This is a genomic window from Tepidibacillus decaturensis, from assembly GCF_001561915.1.
Taxonomy (GTDB): domain Bacteria; phylum Bacillota; class Bacilli; order Tepidibacillales; family Tepidibacillaceae; genus Tepidibacillus_B; species Tepidibacillus_B infernus.
Map to the genome: position 1 here is coordinate 69,109 of NZ_LSKU01000001.1, position 17,958 is coordinate 87,066.

Genomic DNA, 17,958 nt, shown 5'->3' on the forward strand with positions numbered 1-17,958 from the left:
GTAAAAGGTGGTGAAAATATTGTTTGAATTTCTATATCAGGAACAGCTAAACAACATCATCAATGAAAGTGCTGCTTCAAGAATTAATTAAATGTGTTATTATAAAATTGAAATTAACTTTTCAAAAAAGGATTGATTCAAAATGGTTCAATTAACTGATGAACAAATTGAATTATATCGGACTGATGAAGAAGGTCGTGCTTACCTGGAATATGATGAAATCATTGGCGGTGAACCCATTGGGTTGACTGTTCCCTTTGGCTACCCTGACGGTGTTGAAGAAATGGGTGGTGTCATTTCTGTTTATCAAACATGTATCGAACAAGGAAAGACTTGGGAAGAATTACTTGATTATGAACAACCTAATGATGCAGACATATAATTAATTTAAGCACCTTTTTATAGGGGTGCTTTTCTCATGCCTAGAATCGTTTTTAAGCGGTTTGATTGTTTGTGGGTGCATTTATATTATCTAATAGTTTAAAATGAATGTGGGGCAAATGTGAAAGCCTGAATCGGTAGAAAGGATTCTTTTGACTATGAAGATGGAAATAAAAATAGATGAAAAACAGATAGCACAAGCAGTTATTAACGATTTGAAAAGGCATAATCTTGTAGCGAAAAATCAAAATGTAACTGTAATTTATAATGCTGAATCAACAGATGTTCTATATACTGTCAGTGAAGTTGCTGAATTGATAAAAACTAACACAAATTATGTTTATGAATTAATCAACAATGGATTATTACCTGCTTTAAAATTAGGTAGCATGAAGGTGAGTAGGGCAGCGTTACTTGAATTCATTGAAAAATATCAGGGTTATGACCTAACGAATCCACAAGAAGTGAAAGAAATTACATTCAAAAATGAGTAATATAGTTGGGTGGCAATTCCACCCTATTGCCACCCAAGAATGCGTAAAAGAACTAAGTCTATATAAGATAATAAAATAGAATAAATAAAAGAATTCCAAAAGGATGCTTATTTTACAAGGGTTACAGACGTTAATAAAATATGAAAAGTAAAGATAAATAAAATCAATTTTTTTAGTCTCAACAAACGATGCACGTTGAGTGTGTGGTCTTGATGTCGCGCAACGTATAGTAGAACGCAATTATTCAAGTACAATATATTGTGTTTTTATGCATTTGAAATATGAATAAAGCCTACTTATCATTAGAACTAAAATGGAATGAAAATAGGTTAATTCAGGACAAGGAGGTGGGCGGATGGATCAAAAAATCTGGTATATTCCGGCAAGGAATGACCGCTTGGAAAAGAAAGTGGGAATCTATTGCAGGGTCAGTACAAATGAAAAGGAACAGCTTTATAGTCTTGCGGCACAAATTTCTGCTCTAACGAGAGCCGTTGCGAATGTTAGCCAGTGGAGGTTGGCAGATGTTTTTATCGATATTGCATCAGCGAAGGGAGAAATTCCTCGTCGTGAATTCGAGCGACTGCTTCGAGAGTGTGAAGCTCACAATATCTCCGTTGTCCTAACAAAAAGCATCAGCCGATTTGGCAGGGATACGGTTGAAACCTTGTCAGCAATCAATCGATTGAAAGCAGCAGGAGTCAGAATCATATTTGAACAAGAGAATCTGGATACCGATGAGGTCGACAGCAACCTTATGATTTCGGTGATGGAATCCTTGGCTCAGGCTGAAAATGAAAGCCGAAGCGGGAATATCCGTTTAGGACTTGCCATGAGAGCGGCAAACGGGACATCCGGACTTTACAAACGAAAGCTTTACGGTTACACAAAGGATAAGGACGAAGAGCTTGTAATTGATGATGAACAGGCTAAGGTGGTGCGGGATATATTCCGTTGGTACCTTGATGGGGCCAGCGTGCTGGGTATCATTAAGAAACTATCAGACGCAGGCATTCCTTCCCCTACTGGCAAGGGAACATGGAGCAAGCGTTCCATAGAGAAAATGCTTGAAAATGAGAAATACACAGGTACGGTTACGCTTTTGGATTCAGCCACACAGGAATATAGGTATCAGATGAAAGAATGCCATCCGCCGATTATAACGGAGAGCGAGTTTAGAGCCGTACAGCAAGAAAAGAAAAAGCGAAGTAATATTGTTAGGGATGATGATGGTAAACATCGCAGCAGTAAGAAATACAGTTCGAAGAATAAATAAGAAAATTTGTAATTTGTGGAAGTGATATGATGATATTTAGATTTGTATACCGCTAACTGAAAACTGTTAATCCAGCCGTAAGGCTTGATTATATAAAAAGCAAAGATAAAAACGCAATGCATACTGAAAAGTATGCTAGAGCCGGTTGGTAGCCCGGCCGTCCTGTTCATCAGGGTAAGTAACCTGCCCCTCCGGGTTGTCCGTTCTTTGCTAATCTCAATTAAATAAGGAGGGATTGTCATGGACAAAGTAAGTGGCAAACTGACGGTGTATTTTGAGGAGCCGTTCTGGGTAGGTGTTTTCGAGAGAATTGAAGACGGAAAACTATCTGTCGCAAAGGTTACATTCGGAGCGGAACCTAAGGACAATGAAGTATATGAGTCTGTTCTTAAACACTATTATAGTTTGCAATTTAGTCCCGCTGTGGCAGCTGTTGTAAAAGAAGGCAGTAAGAATCCTAAAAAGGTTCAACGTGAGATCAGAAAACAAGTGTCTAATAAGGGCATTGGTACAAAGGCTCAACAGGCGCTGAAGTTACAGCAGGAGCAGTACAAAGTGGAACGCAAAGTCAGAAGCAAAGAGAAAAAAGAAGCTGAAGCCAAGCGTCAATTTGAACTGAAACAGCAAAAAAAGAAGGAAAAGCATCGGGGCAGATAAGCCCTGGTGCTATCCTTCTCAAATTTTAGTTTGTAAAACTGTAAAACAGTAAATAGCCTACTTATCCGAGACGAAAGATTAGATATCAAGAAATGGATTGTCTAGCGAAAAAGCCTTTAAAATCAAGTGTTTTCGTTAATTTTGGACATGTTTCCGAAATAGCCTAAAAATCACATGTTGAGTGCATAGTATTGATGTCAAGGGTTGAGAAATAGGAGTGTTCAACATACTGATAAATAAAGGGTTTCCAGACATTGGTTTCTTCTCACGGCTACTTTGCCGGAGGAGATAATGTTAGGAAACCCTTATTTTTGTTGTTTGCGGTAACATATCAACTGTCCTAAAGGTGATAGGGTTGAGTTGATAGATTAGATAATGCTTATTTTTGTAGGGGTTGAGGAGATAAGATGGATATATCGGCAGGCCCAGAATATGGGTATGTAATAAAAGGGGCAGAAGTTCATATTTAATAACAGCTAAAACCCTCGGAGTCAAAAGCAGGCTCAAGTTAAGAAAGTGAATCTTCTTCTAAGAGCATAACAAGTATTAAAAAATGCTGTGGTCAAGGCGATAAACGAGGTAGAAAATAACTGTGTTTGATGATGAGCTGACCATTGAATGTAAGTCTGGTGTGGAGATTGATGTCGAGATATAAATTAGTGGATGGCCGTCAGTTGAGGAACAATACTCCTTGATTGGCGGCCTTTTTTGATTATTGACAGTTCTCCTAGCAGTTTATATAATGTTATAAGTATTACATGTTATGAGTATTACATTTATAAAAGGAGAGAATGATTTGAGCAATAAAGAATGGTTAATATTGAATTTCACCTTGCCGAAAGAACAGTCCCGAGTTCGAGTAAGTGTATGGAGAAAATTAAAAAAATGCGGATCTGTAAGCATTGGACAATCAATGTGGGCTCTTCCTGCTTCCGAAGAACATTTAGAAATTTTCAATGACATATCAAAAGAAATAATTGAAAACGGCGGTAACGCATACATCGCAAATGCTGATTTTATTAGCACGGGAAACACTGATGACATAATCAATCTGTTTAATAAAGCCAGAGATGAGGAATACCGGGAGTTTTTAGAAAAATGCGAAAACTTTTTTCTTGAAATTGAAAAGGAAACAAAAAGAGAAAACTTCACATATGTTGAACTTGAAGAAAATGAAGATGAATACAATAAGCTTGTGGAGTGGTTAAAAAAGATAAATCATAGAGATTTTTTTAGTACACCACTAAAAAAGCAGGCAGAGGAAACGCTAGAAAAATGCAAATACCTGTTGGATGATTTTAGCAATAAGGTTTACGCATCAAATGAAGAAGAATAATTAAAAGAAAGGGATTAGCTTATGAGTCATAATTCAAAAAATCAATTTACACCGGCAGTAACTGTGATAATCATATTTGGTATTATCAGTATGATGGGTGATGTAGTTTATGAAGCTGCAAGGAGTATCAATAGCCAGTATTTAAATTTGTTGAGCATTAGTGCAGTTCAAGTCGGACTGGTCTTTGGTATTGGAGAGTTCTTAGGATATTTTCTGAGGCTTGTTGCTGGAAGCTTATCGGATAAGAGCGGCAGGCACTGGATTTTTATGTTTTTGGGCTATGGTATGCTACTGGTTGTACCCCTGATGGGATTCACTATGAACTGGAATATTCTCGTCGTGCTGATTTTAATGGAGCGAATCGGAAAAGCATTGCGCAGTCCGGCAAAGGATACAATTATCTCCGGTGTTGCAGAAAATCAGGCTGGAGTTGGATTTGCCTTCGGCCTTCAGGAAGCTCTGGATCAAATAGGCGCTTTTATTGGCCCGCTTATTTTCACTATGGTTTTTTATTTTTCGGGAAAGAATGGAATTACACAGTATCAGTTGGGATATAAATCATTGTTTATTCCGTTTGTAATTCTAATGCTATTTCTGATATATGCATATAGAAGGATTAAACGAGACAATCTTATCCCTGCGGTTATTAAAAGGGATTTTCATACGGAGCACCTTAAACCGATTTTTTGGATCTATACAGCCTTCACCTTTTTCTGTACGTTAGGATTTGTTAATTTCAGTACAGTAGGTTACCATCTGAAAGCGAAAAACTTGATGTCAGATGGAAATATAACCTTGCTTTATTCAGTAGCCATGGTTGTTGATGCTGCTACAGCGCTGCTTGTCGGCAAAGCTTATGATCGACTGAAAATTAAGACAGGAATGAGAACTGGCGGTCTTCTAGTTTTGATGGCAATTCCGTTCCTCACATTGCTGTTGCCATTTTTGACATTAAGCAATTCGACAGTGCTTATCGTTATTGGAATGATTGTTTTTGGCATAGTTATAGGAACGCATGAAACAGTTATGCGTTCTGCAATTGCAGATATTACACCATTTGATAAACGTGGTACCGGTTATGGAGTATTTAATACCAGTTATGGTTTGGCTTTGCTTGGCGGAGCAGCATTGATGGGTTTGCTTTACGATATGAATATGATAGGGATTATAATTGCTTTCACTTGTATTACTGAATTGATTGCTATTATTCTATATTTCAAAATGAACAATATGGTAAAAAACAGCCATCAAGTAGAGCTTTAATTCCGGGGGGCATAAACAAATGAATCTTAAAGAGAAAGCAAATGCTTTAAAAACATATATTCCGGCTCTTTTCATAGCAATGAAGAGAAAGGATACACCAATCGTTGCAAAGATATTTGCCGGACTAACCGTAGGGTATGCATTGTCACCCATTGATGTAGTTCCTGATTTTATACCTGTGTTGGGATACTTAGACGATCTAATTATTCTTCCGTTATTGGCAACATTGGCTATTAAATTTATACCGAATGAAATAATGGAGATATGCAAAGCAGAAGCAGCAGGTATGTGGAAGGACGGAAAACCTAAAAAATGGTACTATGCTGTTCCAATTGTAATTTTATGGATTATGATAGTTGCAATAGTTGTATGGAAGATTGTTGTTTAAAAATATAAAAACATTATTATATATTTGTGAATTTGTGAACTATGTGTAAAATATTTCTCGAGGATTTTAATAGAAAATACTAGCCAAAAAAAGAGAAGGCGTTCTATCATAAATGTATGCTTCCACGCAAATACATTTTAGAAAGAGGCCTTCTCATGGAGAATATTATAACAAGATTATATCAGTTAATTAAGAATACAAATAATTTAATTGAGTTAGAGGAAAACATTCAAACTTATATGCAAGAAGTATTTAGTTCCTTATTGGGGGAAATTTTTACACAGTTAGATCAAGTCATTAAGAAAAAGAGACAAGATAAAGGTTGGAAAATAAAAAGGGAAGATTGGAAAACAGTTCAATTTAGCTTTGGTGCAGTGCGTTTTCGACATACATTAATGGGAGATGAGAAAGGAACGCCCATTATCCTTTTGATGAATGGGTGGGAATACAAAAAAACCAACGGTACAGTCCATTTGTTGAAGTCAAAGTTGCAGAATTAGCAAGTGAAAACACCTATCGAGAATCATCACGTATATTAAAAGAATGGACAGCTGTAGAAATGAGTCACCAAACGGTTGGGAGTATCGTAAGACGTGTAGGGAAAGTGCAAGCACAGGCCGATAAAGAAATGGTGATGGAATTAGAGGAAGCCGCATCTTTACCTGACGGCAAAAAAGTGGACGATCTATATGTCGAAGCTGATGTGATTGACAAAATTTTATAGCTGGAGTATTATAATATTAACAGAGCTCACCACGCCTCTTAACAATGCGTACCAAGGTGAGACTTTTTATTTTGTGAGGGTTTTTTATGGTGACTGATTTGTCAGCAAATAATAATATAAAAAAACCTACCACATTTGAGGAACAAATTGAAATATTAAAAGCGCGAAACATGGTTATTTCAGATGTGGAGAAGGCAAAAAATATCTTAAAAAGAATAAGCTATTATCGCTTAAGTGCATATATGCTGACACTAAAAGAAAATGACAGGTTTTATGACGGTGTTTCTCTTGAAGATGTTTATAACCTTTACGAATTTGATAAGAAATTAAGAAATTTGTTGTTGGGTATGCTCGAAAGCATAGAAATAACTTTCAGGACTCATATAGCATATTTACTTGCACATAAATATGGACCTATAGGATATCTAGACAAAAACAATTTCCAAAATGATCAATATCACAATGACATGATTTTACAAATTAACAAAGAAATAGACAGAAGTGATGAATTGTTTATCAAGCACTATAAGGATAAGTATAAAGGAATATTTCCAATATGGGTTGCAATTGAAGTTACATCCTTTGGATTATTGTCAAAGATTTTTTCAAATATGAAAAATGTAGACAAAAAAGAAATAGCCGAAAGTTATTATAATATTCCCTATAGGTATATAGAAAGTTGGTTATATGTCTTTTCTACTATTAGAAATATTTGTGCCCATTATGGTAGGCTTTATAATCGTAAACTGACAATTACACCTCGTTTAGATAAAAAAGATAAAATGAAAGGCATTAACAATAATAGTATTTTTTCAGTTTTATATATAATGGGAAAGGTCTATTTAAACAAGCCCGCATGGGAGTCTTTTGTAACTAACATTAAGGCATTAATCGAAGAATATGAAAATGTAGATATAAAGCTGATGGGTTTTCCAGCAAAATGGGAAACATTATTAAGACAGGTACAGTAAAAGTACAGTAAAATGCCAGTGAGATGTCGTTTTTCCTATGCTAAAATTTAAGCTGAAGAAGTATAGATATTACTCTCGGTTTTGCCGCCGGGAGTTTTTTATTGCCTGAAAAACGGAGAGATATATATGATTAAATGCAAAAGCTGTATCTGGGGAACATGGCTTACACGAAAAAAGGTGTACAGCATGTTCCCCGTTTGTTTCAAAAAAAGGATAAGCTGGTGAAGCCTGATGCCAAGAAGACCTAAACGACCCTGCAGCCAGCCTGGTTGCCAGCCTTGACCGATGGACAGTATTGTGACCGACACCGCAGGGAGGAATATAAAAAATATAACCGTTTCAAAAGGGCCAATTTCAGCAAGCGGTTCTATAACTCACACCAATGGCAGCGGTTTCGAAAACAGAAGATTGCCATAAACCCCCTATGCGAGCACTGCGAAAGAGAAGGCAAGATAACGCCTGCAACGGTTGTGGACCATATTGTACCTATCAAGGAAGGTGGTGCTGCCTTGGTAAATAACTTGCAGAGTATGTGCAAACGCTGCCATGATTCAAAAACGGCGCGGGAGGACAGACGCTGGGGAAAAAACAGGTGAGCTTTTACAGCTCACCTAGGGGATATAGCTATTAAATTTTGATCCCATGCATTCTTAGTAAGTCATCTGTTGCCTTTCTCACTTTGAGATAATCGTGGTAGAAGAAAAACAGGATAGTTGTCAGTATACCCATTCATTTAAGGCCTGAGTTACCAAACAGAGTGCGTAGTTTCCAACAAGAATGTGTTTATAAAGCCTTGCGCAGGGCTTTAATAAGCTTTTGGGGGCTTCAATTCGCAGTGATAAAGCTAAACCGACTATGTTTCCATGGACGATGTACTGTACTAATAGCATCAACTGAATTAAAAATGTAGAATTAAAATTTTAGTATATACATACTAAGATTTTAATGTTAAAATACCATAGATGGAATAATTTGCATATTTGGATAGAAAGGAGGAAAATCGTGAACCCATCAATAGATATTTTTATTAATTCGTTTGCCATGCGCGGTATTACCTCCCGAGAACAATTACTAAACGAAATGTTACGCGTCAAACTTACAGCGCGAGCCGTGAAATCACAGAAAAAATCTCTACAGGATGGAGAGCAGCTTTTCGAATTAATGAAGCATTCTACAGAAAGTACAATTCTGGGATACTTTCCGGGCGACAGGGATTTCTTTTCTTCTATTTATAAGGTTGCACAAGAAATTGATCTGATTGAGTATACACTTAAACTATACCAAAACGACCGTTTCGGACAAATATTCTCTCCAGCTTATTTGACGGAATATGTCTGTAGCCTAATAGATGATGCAAGATCACAATCGATACTTATTGCTGAAGCAGAAAAAAGCCTATCAGGTCTTAAAGGCTTGGTGGAGAAGTACCAGTCAAAAAATATAACCTTTACCACATCTAATGTACTTATGTTTATGCTGCTTAAGCTTGTATTTGAAGAATATGAGAACGTCAGTATTCTTAATCAGTCGATATACCAAGAGCTCCTTGTTGACGCACGTTTTGACTTTATCTATTCACTGCCTGACTTTGGTGGCAAGATTGAAGGCGTTAACAATAAATTTATGTCCTCAAGACCAGATGTTGTGGCAACGCAGAATTTACTTCGACACTTATCTGACAGAGGCAAGCTGGTGACTGTGCTCCCTGCTAAGATTACATTTGCAAGTGGTTCTGAAGCAAAGCTGCGTGAGCATATCATGACCCGCTATCAATTGGAGGGTCTTTATAGTCTTCCCGAAGGTACTTTTAAGCCCTACACTGCTATAAAAACCTATATGCTAACTATAGGTGCTGCAAAAAAGGAAATTGTGAGCGTGGGATATTTAGGTTATGATAATGGTCTTTATGTCGACAAAGTGAAGGTAGTGAGGAGCGAAGATTTTGCCGCTCAAGAGGATTGGCGAATTGAACTTATACTAGCGGATGATGACGAGAATATCAGAAAGTATAAGACATCAACTCTTGAAAGAGTTAAACTTCATGAAGTAGCTGAAGTTTTTAGAGGAAAATCAATCCTAAAAAAGGATGTTAAGCCTGGAAAAATTCTGGTGCTAAATATTTCAAATATTACTGATACTGGCATTGATTATTCCAATATGGACAGTATTGATGAAGAAGAACGAAAAATCAAAAGATATGAGCTGATAGATGGAGATATAGTCTTGTCCTGTAGGGGATCGGCAATTAAAACGGGTGTATACCGTAAACAAAAAAATATCGTTATCGCCTCGGCCAATGTTATTGTTATCAGACCCAATAACAGAGTACTGAGCGATTACCTTAAGATATTCTTTGAGAGTCCTGTCGGAATAGCACTTATAAAAAGCTTCCAAAGAGGAACGACCATTGTTAATATAAATCATACTGACATTGCGGAAATGGAAATACCGCTGTTGAGTATAGAGGAGCAGAAAGAGCTGGCGGAAAAGTATGCAAGGGAAGTTGCATTATATCAAGAGACTGTGGCAAAAGCTGAGAAACGTTATTTGGAAGAGAAGGAGAAAATTTATAATCAATTAGTGTAAGGGGGCGGTGCGAATGGTAAAGAAAATTGATTATTTCTGCGGAGCTTTTTTATCTTATCTTATTTCAAACGGTATTACACCTGCTTTGTTTGAAGCGGGAGAAAAAAGTAAAATCGTGAAGTTCACTACAGATCTTGGCGATTATAAAGTATATATCAAATACTCAACCACCTGCAAAGCAAGCGATAGAAAGAATACTAGAAAGTGGGATGTGCGTTTTACGGAAAAAGAAATGGAGGTCATTAAAAACTTTCCGGAGCCAAACAGAAAACATTTCTTTGTCCTGGTATGCACTGATCCTGATATGAAAGAAAACGAAATTGCCGTATTGGATTTCGATAATGGTTTGGAGTGTTTGGGAAACGACTCTGTTAACAAAGAACGCAGAATCTCAGTTATACATAAAAAAGGCAGTCCATATCTGAAATGTTACGGAACCGCTAGAAGCGAAAATCAAGGAATACAGGTCTATAAAGATTTTAATAGGTATTTTTTGGATAGAGCAATAGATTGCGTATGATGAGGAGGATGAAAAATGGCAACAGTAAATTTGGGGTTTGAAAATAATCTATGGGAAATGGCAGATAAACTGCGCGGCAACATTGAGGCTTCAGAATACAAGCATGTAGTACTGGGACTTATTTTCCTTAAATACATTTCCGATGCTTTTGAAGAGAGATATAACGAATTAGTCGCAGAAGGCGAAGGTTTTGAGGAAGACATAGACGCCTATACCGAGGAGAATATATTTTTTGTTCCAAAAGAAGCCCGTTGGGAGTACATAAAAGCAAATGCCAAGCAGCCTACTATCGGACAGATTATCGACGAAGCAATGATAGCTATTGAAAAGGAAAACGCCTCCCTTAAAGGGGTGTTGCCTAAAAACTATGCCCGCCCGGAAATAGACAAAACAAAGCTTGGCGAGCTTATCGACTTGTTTTCCTTTAAGGTTGGCGATAAGGAGGCAAGAGCCAAAGATGTGCTCGGCAGGGTTTACGAATACTTTCTTGGAAAGTTCGGTTCGTCGGAAGGCGAATTTTATACCCCGCCATCTATCGTAAAACTTCTTGTTGAAATGATCGAGCCATATAAAGGCAGGGTTTATGACCCGTGCTGCGGGTCCGGCGGTATGTTTGTGCAAAGTCAAAGGTTTGTCGAAGAACACAGCGGCAGAAAGGACGACATCCATATCTTTGGACAGGAATATACTGCTACCACCTGGCGACTTTGCAAAATGAACCTTGCGATCAGGGGTATTGACGGAAACCTTGGTGAGCGGGATGCGGATACCTTTTCCAACGACCTCCACAAGATGTTAAAGGCGGACTATATCCTTGCCAATCCACCCTTTAATATCAAGGACTGGGGAGCTAACAGGCTTACCGATGATGTCCGTTGGAAGTATGGTATGCCTCCTGCAGGAAACGCCAACTATGCCTGGATACAGCATATTATTTCCAAGCTCTCGCCAAACGGTGTGGCGGGCTTTGTCATGGCAAACGGTTCTATGTCCACCACTACAACCAGTGAAGCCGAGATAAGGAAGAATATTATCGAAGACAAGCTGGTGGACTGCATCATTACTCTGCCGCCCAACCTTTTCTACAATGTAACCATTCCTGCCTGCCTGTGGTTCCTAACCAAGAATAAGAAATCTGCAGGCCGGGATCGTAGCAACGAAATCCTCTTTATTGATGCCCGCAAGATGGGTACGATGGTTGACCGCAAGCACAGGGAACTTGATTATGAGACAGAGATAAAATATATCGCCGATATCTACCACAAATGGAAAAAGGGTGAAGGTTACGAGGACATCAAAGGATTCTGCAAATCTGCCACTTTGGATGAAGTGCGCTCCCATGAATATATTCTCACCCCCGGCAGGTATGTGGGCATTGAAGAACGGGTCGATGACGGGGAGCCTTTTGATGAAAAGATGACAAGGCTTACCGGTGAGCTTGCCGAGATGTTTGCAAAGCGTAAATCTCTGGAGGAGGAAATCCGTAAAAGACTGGGGGCGATTGGGTATGAGTTTTGAAAATAATTCCGAAATATTAATGTACCAGACCGAAGACGGACAAACCAAGATTGAAGTGAGGATGGAGGACGAGACAGTTTGGCTTTCATTGAATCAGATGGCGGAGTTGTTTCAACGGGATAAGTCTGTTATTTCACGCCACATCAAAAATGTTTTTGCAGAAGGTGAATTGGATGAAAAATCAGTTGTTGCAAATTTTGCAACAACTGCGGCAGATGGTAAAACCTATAATGTGGAATATTTTAATCTTGACGTAATTATTTCCGTCGGCTATCGGGTCAAGTCCCATAGGGGCACTCAGTTTAGGATTTGGGCGACTCAAAGACTGAAGGAATACATCATCAAAGGATTTACAATGAATGATGACTTGCTGAAAAAAGCAGGCGGCGGTAATTATTTTGAGGAACTGCTGGAGCGGATCCGGGATATTCGCTCCTCAGAAAAGGTATTTTACCGCAAGATTTTGGATATTTACGCGACGAGTATTGACTATTCACCGGATGCGGCCATTTCACTGCAGTTTTTTCAAACGGTCCAGAATAAAATGCACTGGGCGGCCCATGGGCATACTGCGGCAGAAATAGTGTATCAGAGAGCTGATAGCACAAAGCCTTTTATGGGAATGACCAACTTTACCGGTTCCAAGCCTACCAGGTCAGAATCCCAGATTGCCAAAAACTATCTTACAGAGGATGAGCTGGCTGTACTAAACCGCATCGTCAATGCTTATATCGAATTTGCCGAGCTTCAGGCAATGCGCAGAAAACCCATGTACATGGCCGACTGGGTAAGTAAATTAGACGAGTTCCTTAAGATGAGCGACAGTGAGATTCTTACGCACGCAGGCAAAATCAGCCACCAACAAGCCACTCAAAAGGCAATAGAAGAGTATGAGAAGTATAGGGAACGAACCCAAAATGAGCTTTCCGAGGTGGAAAAGCACTTTTTAGAAAGTATAGACAAGACCGCAAAGAAGCTGAAAGGGAAGAAGGATAGTGCCGGAGGTGATGGGGTGTGAGTTTTAGTGAGTGGAGAAAAACAAAAGTAGATGAAGTTGCGGAGGCTATTTTTAGTGGTGGTACGCCTAATACAAAGATAGAAGAATATTGGAATGGTGAGTATAATTGGTTGTCTTCTGGTGAAACGCGGAATGCCTATATAAAACAAACAGAAAAAACAATTACTTCAGAAGGGGTAAATAATTCTTCAACTAGATTAGCTTTAAAAGATGATGTTGTTATAGCTTCAGCTGGTCAAGGGTATACTCGGGGACAAGTTTCGTATTGTATGATTGATACATATATAAATCAATCAATAATTGCAATCAGGGCAAAGAAAGATGAACTACTTCCCAAATATTTATTTTTTAATTTGAGGAATAGGTATGAAGAATTAAGACAGATATCAGATGGAAATAGCATTAGGGGTAGCATTACTACTAAGCATATAAAAGCATTGGATATATTTATTCCTCCACTCCCTGAGCAAAAAGCAATCGCCGCCACACTATCTGCCCTTGACGACATGATTGAGCTTAACAACCAAATCAACAAAACCCTTGAAGAAATGGCGCAGGCACTCTTTAAGTCTTGGTTTGTGGACTTTGAGCCGTTTAAGGACGGCGAGTTTGAAGAAAGCGAACTGGGGTTAATACCAAAGGGGTGGAGAGTTGGGACTCTTAGTAGTATAGGTGACATCATTGGTGGTGGGACTCCGTCTAAATCCAAACCGGAATATTATGCAGATTCAGGTATTCCTTGGATTACACCAAAAGACTTATCTATGAACAAAAATAAGTATATCAGTAGAGGACAATTCGATATTTCTGAGTTAGGCTTGCGGGAAAGCAGTGCAAAACTTATGCCTAAAGGCACAGTATTATTTAGTTCAAGAGCACCTATTGGATACATAGCAATCGCAAAAAACGCAGTAACAACTAACCAAGGATTTAAATCAATTGTTCCTTTTAATAATATTAGCTCAGAATATGTATATTTATTGTTAAAAAATAATATAGGCGAAATTGAGAGTCGGGCGTCTGGCTCAACATTCAAAGAAATATCAGGTGGAGAAATGAAAAAAGTCCCAATCATTTTACCACCTATGGATGTGATCAATCAGTTCAATGAAATCGCTACTACACTTGGTAAAGTACAGGCTTTGCTTGAAGATGAGAATAACATTTTATCGTCAATTCGCGACACCCTGCTACCTAAGCTAATGAGCGGTGAGATAAGAGTACCTGTTGAGGAGGTTGTGTGATATGTATGCGATAGAAAGGGGGAAACCTTATGTCAAATCATAATGTATATGAAGATGAGTTGGAGCAGGCGGCCTTAGAATGGTTTGAGGAACTCAACTACGAAATTGCCTTTGCTCCTGACCTTTCGCCCGGTGGGGATTATCCTGAACGTTCTGATTATTCCGAGGTAATACTGGAGGAACGTCTGAAGGACGCCTTAAAGCGCATTAACCCGGATTTGCCCCAGGAGGCTCTTGACGACGCCCTGCATCAAATCCTTGTGCCGCTCAATCCTGCACTAATAGACAACAACCACCTTTTTCAAAAGATGGTCACCGATGGGGTGAATGCTACCTTTAGGGCCAGTGACGGCAGAATAGTCAGCAAGCAGGTCAAGGTTTTTGACTTCGAGAAAGTAGAGAATAATGATTTTTTGGCTGTTAACCAATTTACTGTGATTGAGAATAGGATTGAAAAGCGTCCTGATGTGGTGGTATTTGTCAACGGCATTCCCCTTGTTGTCATCGAGCTTAAAAACTTGGCCAATGAGGATGTAGAAATATCCGACGCCTTTAATCAGATCCAAAACTATATTAGCACGATCCCGTCCCTCTTTACCTACAATTCCTTTGTAGTTATATCTGACGGGGTGAATGCACGGGCAGGCACAATAACTGCCGATGAAGACAGGTTCATGATGTGGCGGACTATTGACGGAGACGAGATTGCACCTGTAGGCCGCCCGCAGCTTGAAATCTTAATCAAAGGAATGTTTGAAAAGGAACGTCTGCTTGATCTTATTAAGAACTTTATATTGTTCCAGACTGACGGAAAAGATACTTACAAAATTCTGGCAGGTTACCATCAATATCATGCTGTCAATAAGGCAGTTGAAAGCACGATAAGAGCCGCCATCACTGAGGGGGATAGGAAAGCCGGCGTTGTTTGGCATACCCAGGGCAGCGGCAAAAGTCTTTCTATGGTTTTCTATGTGGGCAAGCTTGTTCTTGCGAAAGAACTTAATAATCCGACAATCGTAGTGATTACCGACCGTAACGACCTTGACGACCAGCTATTTTCCACATTTGCCAAATCAAAAGACTTATTGCGCCAGGAACCGGTGCAGGCTCAGGACCGGGCAGATCTTCGCAGACTCCTTGCAAGAGAATCGGGAGGCATAATATTCACGACCATACATAAATTCGCTCCTGATGAAAAAGGTGATAGCGTGCCTGTTCTTACAGACAGGGAAAACGTAATTGTTATTGCTGATGAAGCCCATAGAAGTCAGTACGGATTCGGAGCGGAAATTGTCAAGGGTGATACTGAAGCCGAGGTCAAATACGGCTATGCCAAATATATGCGTGATGCTCTTCCTAAAGCATCTTATATCGGCTTTACCGGCACGCCCATATCCCTTACCGACAAGGATACCAGAGCGGTATTTGGCGACTATATCGATATTTATGATATGACTAGGGCAGTAGAGGATGGAACGACAGTACGTATTTTCTACGAAAGCCGGATTGCAAAGCTGGAGCTGCCGGATGAACTCAAGCCCGTTATTGACAGCGAATACGAAGAAATCACTGAATACCAGGAGTATACCCAAAAAGAAAAGCTCAAGTCAAAATGGTCAAGGCTTGAGGCTATTGTCGGTGCCGAGCAGCGTGTTAAAGCGATTGCCAAAGATATTGTGGAGCATTTTGAAAAGCGTCTCGCAGCCCAGGAGACAGAAGTGGGCAAAGGTATGATCGTAACCATGTCCCGGCGGATTGCGGTTGACCTCTACAAAGAGATTATAGAGCTGCGCCCGGAATGGCACTCTGACGATGTGGAAAAAGGAGTTATTAAGGTGGTCATGACCGGAAGTTCTTCTGATCCTAAGGAATGGCAGCCTTTCATCGGCACAAAGGCTACCCGGAAACGGATCGCCAAGCGCATGAAGGATAACAAGGACGAGCTGAAGTTAGTCATTGTACGTGACATGTGGCTGACCGGTTTTGATGTTCCGAGCATGCACACCATGTATATTGACAAACCCATGCAAGGACATAACTTGATGCAGGCTATTGCCCGCGTTAACCGGGTATTTAGGGAGAAGCAGGGCGGCTTGATCGTAGATTATATCGGCATTGCCGAAAACTTGAAGAATGCTCTTAATGATTATACCGAGAGCGACAGGGAGAAGACAGGGGTTGATACTGAACTGGCAGCAGCAGTGCTCCTTGAAAAGTATGAATTGATTAAGGAATTGCTCCATGGTCATGATTATCAGAAATTCTTTACCGGCTCTGCTTCCGATAGGATGTCTGCCATTGTTGAAACCATCGACTACATTATTGGGCTGCGTGAGGAACGCAAAAACGAATATCTTAAGCTGGTCAGCGAACTTTCAAGGGCCTACTCGCTTTGTGCTACTACCGATATTGCTGAAAAATTAAATCTTGAGATAGGTTTCCACAAAGCAGTTAAATCCGGGATTATTAAGCTCATTCCCGAAAACTCTAAAAAGAAAACTGCTGCGGAGGTTGAAGCCCAGCTTAACCAGCTTATATCCAAATCGATTGCCAGCAATGAGGTTATCGATGTTTTGGATGCTGTTGGGCTTAATAAGCCTAATATCGCTATACTGTCCGACGAGTTCCTGGAGGAAGTGCGCAACATGAAGCAGCGCAACCTTGCCGTCGAGCTTCTCAACAGATTGCTTAAAGGCAAGATAAAGACTTTTTCAAGGCGGAATCTTGTTCAGTCCAGGAAGTTCTCGGAGCTTTTAGAGAATGCCATCAGGAAGTACCAGAACCGCACCATTGAAACTACGCAGATTATTTTGGAACTTATACAGCTTGCCAAAGAAATCAATGAAGCTCATAAACGTGGGGAAAATACCGGTCTTACTGAAGATGAGCTGGCGTTTTACGATGCGCTTGCCGAAAACGAGTCCGCCAAAGAGGTAATGGGCGACGATATCCTCAAGCAGATAGCAAGGGATTTAACTGAGGCAATACGCAAAAATCTCAGCATTGACTGGTCTATTCGTGCCAGCGTGCAAGCCAAAATGAAGATGATTATAAAGAGACTGCTTAAGCACTATGGTTATCCGCCGGACAAAACCCCTAAGGCTGTAGAAATAGTAATGGAGCAGGCCAAGCTTATGTGTCAAAACGAGAGTGCAGGGTTTAGGTATCAGTACCAGCTTGTTAAAGAAGAATTACCAAAAGTAGCGGAGGAAAAGGGGAATTTCTGATTATGTCGGATATCAAATACGAAATCAAAGAAACCCTCGGCGTGCTTTCCGAAGGTTCAAAAGGATGGAGTAAAGAGCTAAATCTTATTAGTTGGAACGACAGAGAACCCAAGTATGACATCAGAGAGTGGTCTCCTGACCACTCAAAGATGGGTAAAGGAGTTACTCTGTCAAAACAGGAATTGAAGGCATTAAAAGAACTACTGGTAGATATCGAAGTTTGAGAAAGAAAGAGATTTAACTTCCCTCCGAAAGAAGTCTCCCACTTCTAAACGTGAAGGTGTGCCAGCACCAGTGAAAGTAGGAGATGAATTTCGGTTAGGCGTAGCCTAAAGTTGTCTTTTTTGGCTATGAT

The 17,958-nt window shown here is 39.6% G+C and carries 17 protein-coding genes and 1 pseudogene; all 18 read left to right on the forward strand.

Annotation, left to right across the window (positions count from 1 at the left end; translation table 11 throughout):
* The first annotated feature begins 142 nt into the window (after nt 1–142).
* The 18 genes and pseudogenes from U473_RS00325 (at nt 143) to U473_RS00400 (ending at nt 17,827) form a co-directional block, all read left to right on the forward strand.
* Nucleotides 143–382, forward strand: coding sequence for a hypothetical protein (locus U473_RS00325; protein WP_068722338.1), 240 nt, complete (start codon nt 143–145; stop codon nt 380–382).
* 157 nt (nt 383–539) lie between these two features.
* Nucleotides 540–875 carry a helix-turn-helix domain-containing protein gene (locus U473_RS00330; RefSeq protein WP_235589125.1) on the forward strand — a complete coding sequence of 112 codons (336 nt, stop codon included), beginning with the start codon at nt 540–542 and terminating at the stop codon, nt 873–875.
* Between the two features lie 355 nt (nt 876–1,230).
* Nucleotides 1,231–2,151 carry a recombinase family protein gene (locus tag U473_RS00335; RefSeq protein ID WP_068722340.1) on the forward strand — a complete coding sequence of 307 codons (921 nt, stop codon included), beginning with the start codon at nt 1,231–1,233 and terminating at the stop codon, nt 2,149–2,151.
* A 240-nt stretch (nt 2,152–2,391) separates the two neighbouring features.
* Nucleotides 2,392–2,808 (forward strand): YjdF family protein, encoded by a 417-nt coding sequence (locus tag U473_RS00340; protein ID WP_068722342.1) that lies wholly within the window; start codon nt 2,392–2,394, stop codon nt 2,806–2,808.
* Nucleotides 2,809–3,604: 796 nt separating this feature from the next.
* On the forward strand, nt 3,605–4,144 hold the full coding sequence (locus U473_RS00345) for a Chromate resistance protein ChrB (RefSeq protein ID WP_201024109.1): 540 nt from the start codon (nt 3,605–3,607) through the stop codon (nt 4,142–4,144).
* A 21-nt stretch (nt 4,145–4,165) separates the two neighbouring features.
* Nucleotides 4,166–5,407: an MFS transporter gene (locus U473_RS00350; protein WP_068722347.1), complete on the forward strand. Its 1,242-nt coding sequence runs from the start codon at nt 4,166–4,168 to the stop codon at nt 5,405–5,407.
* Between the two features lie 19 nt (nt 5,408–5,426).
* Nucleotides 5,427–5,795 (forward strand): YkvA family protein, encoded by a 369-nt coding sequence (locus U473_RS00355; RefSeq protein WP_068722349.1) that lies wholly within the window; start codon nt 5,427–5,429, stop codon nt 5,793–5,795.
* Nucleotides 5,796–5,950: 155 nt separating this feature from the next.
* A complete protein-coding gene (locus tag U473_RS15320; protein WP_068722351.1) occupies nt 5,951–6,295 on the forward strand; it encodes a UPF0236 family transposase-like protein in 345 nt (114 codons plus the stop codon).
* Nucleotides 6,235–6,519, forward strand: a complete 285-nt coding sequence (locus U473_RS15325; protein WP_153011961.1) for a UPF0236 family transposase-like protein — start codon at nt 6,235–6,237, stop codon at nt 6,517–6,519. The genes U473_RS15320 and U473_RS15325 overlap by 61 nt, the downstream gene beginning before the upstream one ends.
* A gap of 86 nt (nt 6,520–6,605) precedes the next feature.
* The gene (locus U473_RS00365; protein ID WP_082732282.1) at nt 6,606–7,490 is read left to right on the forward strand and encodes an Abi family protein; all 885 of its coding nucleotides are present in this window, start codon (nt 6,606–6,608) and stop codon (nt 7,488–7,490) included.
* 278 nt (nt 7,491–7,768) lie between these two features.
* Entirely contained in the window at nt 7,769–8,086 is a 318-nt protein-coding gene (locus U473_RS15775; protein WP_201024110.1) for an HNH endonuclease signature motif containing protein, read from the forward strand.
* Nucleotides 8,087–8,492: 406 nt separating this feature from the next.
* Nucleotides 8,493–10,076: a restriction endonuclease subunit S gene (locus U473_RS00370; protein ID WP_068722353.1), complete on the forward strand. Its 1,584-nt coding sequence runs from the start codon at nt 8,493–8,495 to the stop codon at nt 10,074–10,076.
* Nucleotides 10,077–10,089: 13 nt separating this feature from the next.
* Nucleotides 10,090–10,596 (forward strand): hypothetical protein, encoded by a 507-nt coding sequence (locus U473_RS00375; protein WP_068722355.1) that lies wholly within the window; start codon nt 10,090–10,092, stop codon nt 10,594–10,596.
* 15 nt (nt 10,597–10,611) lie between these two features.
* Nucleotides 10,612–12,114, forward strand: coding sequence for a type I restriction-modification system subunit M (locus tag U473_RS00380; protein ID WP_068722357.1), 1,503 nt, complete (start codon nt 10,612–10,614; stop codon nt 12,112–12,114).
* Nucleotides 12,104–13,132: a virulence RhuM family protein gene (locus U473_RS00385; RefSeq protein WP_068722359.1), complete on the forward strand. Its 1,029-nt coding sequence runs from the start codon at nt 12,104–12,106 to the stop codon at nt 13,130–13,132. The genes U473_RS00380 and U473_RS00385 overlap by 11 nt, the downstream gene beginning before the upstream one ends.
* A complete protein-coding gene (locus U473_RS00390) occupies nt 13,129–14,376 on the forward strand; it encodes a restriction endonuclease subunit S (RefSeq protein WP_068722361.1) in 1,248 nt (415 codons plus the stop codon). The genes U473_RS00385 and U473_RS00390 overlap by 4 nt, the downstream gene beginning before the upstream one ends.
* Nucleotides 14,377–14,405: 29 nt before the next feature.
* Nucleotides 14,406–17,528, forward strand: a pseudogene (locus U473_RS00395) (type I restriction endonuclease subunit R); the annotation flags it as partial.
* A gap of 77 nt (nt 17,529–17,605) precedes the next feature.
* Nucleotides 17,606–17,827 (forward strand): YdbC family protein, encoded by a 222-nt coding sequence (locus U473_RS00400; protein ID WP_068722365.1) that lies wholly within the window; start codon nt 17,606–17,608, stop codon nt 17,825–17,827.
* Nucleotides 17,828–17,958 lie beyond the last annotated feature (131 nt).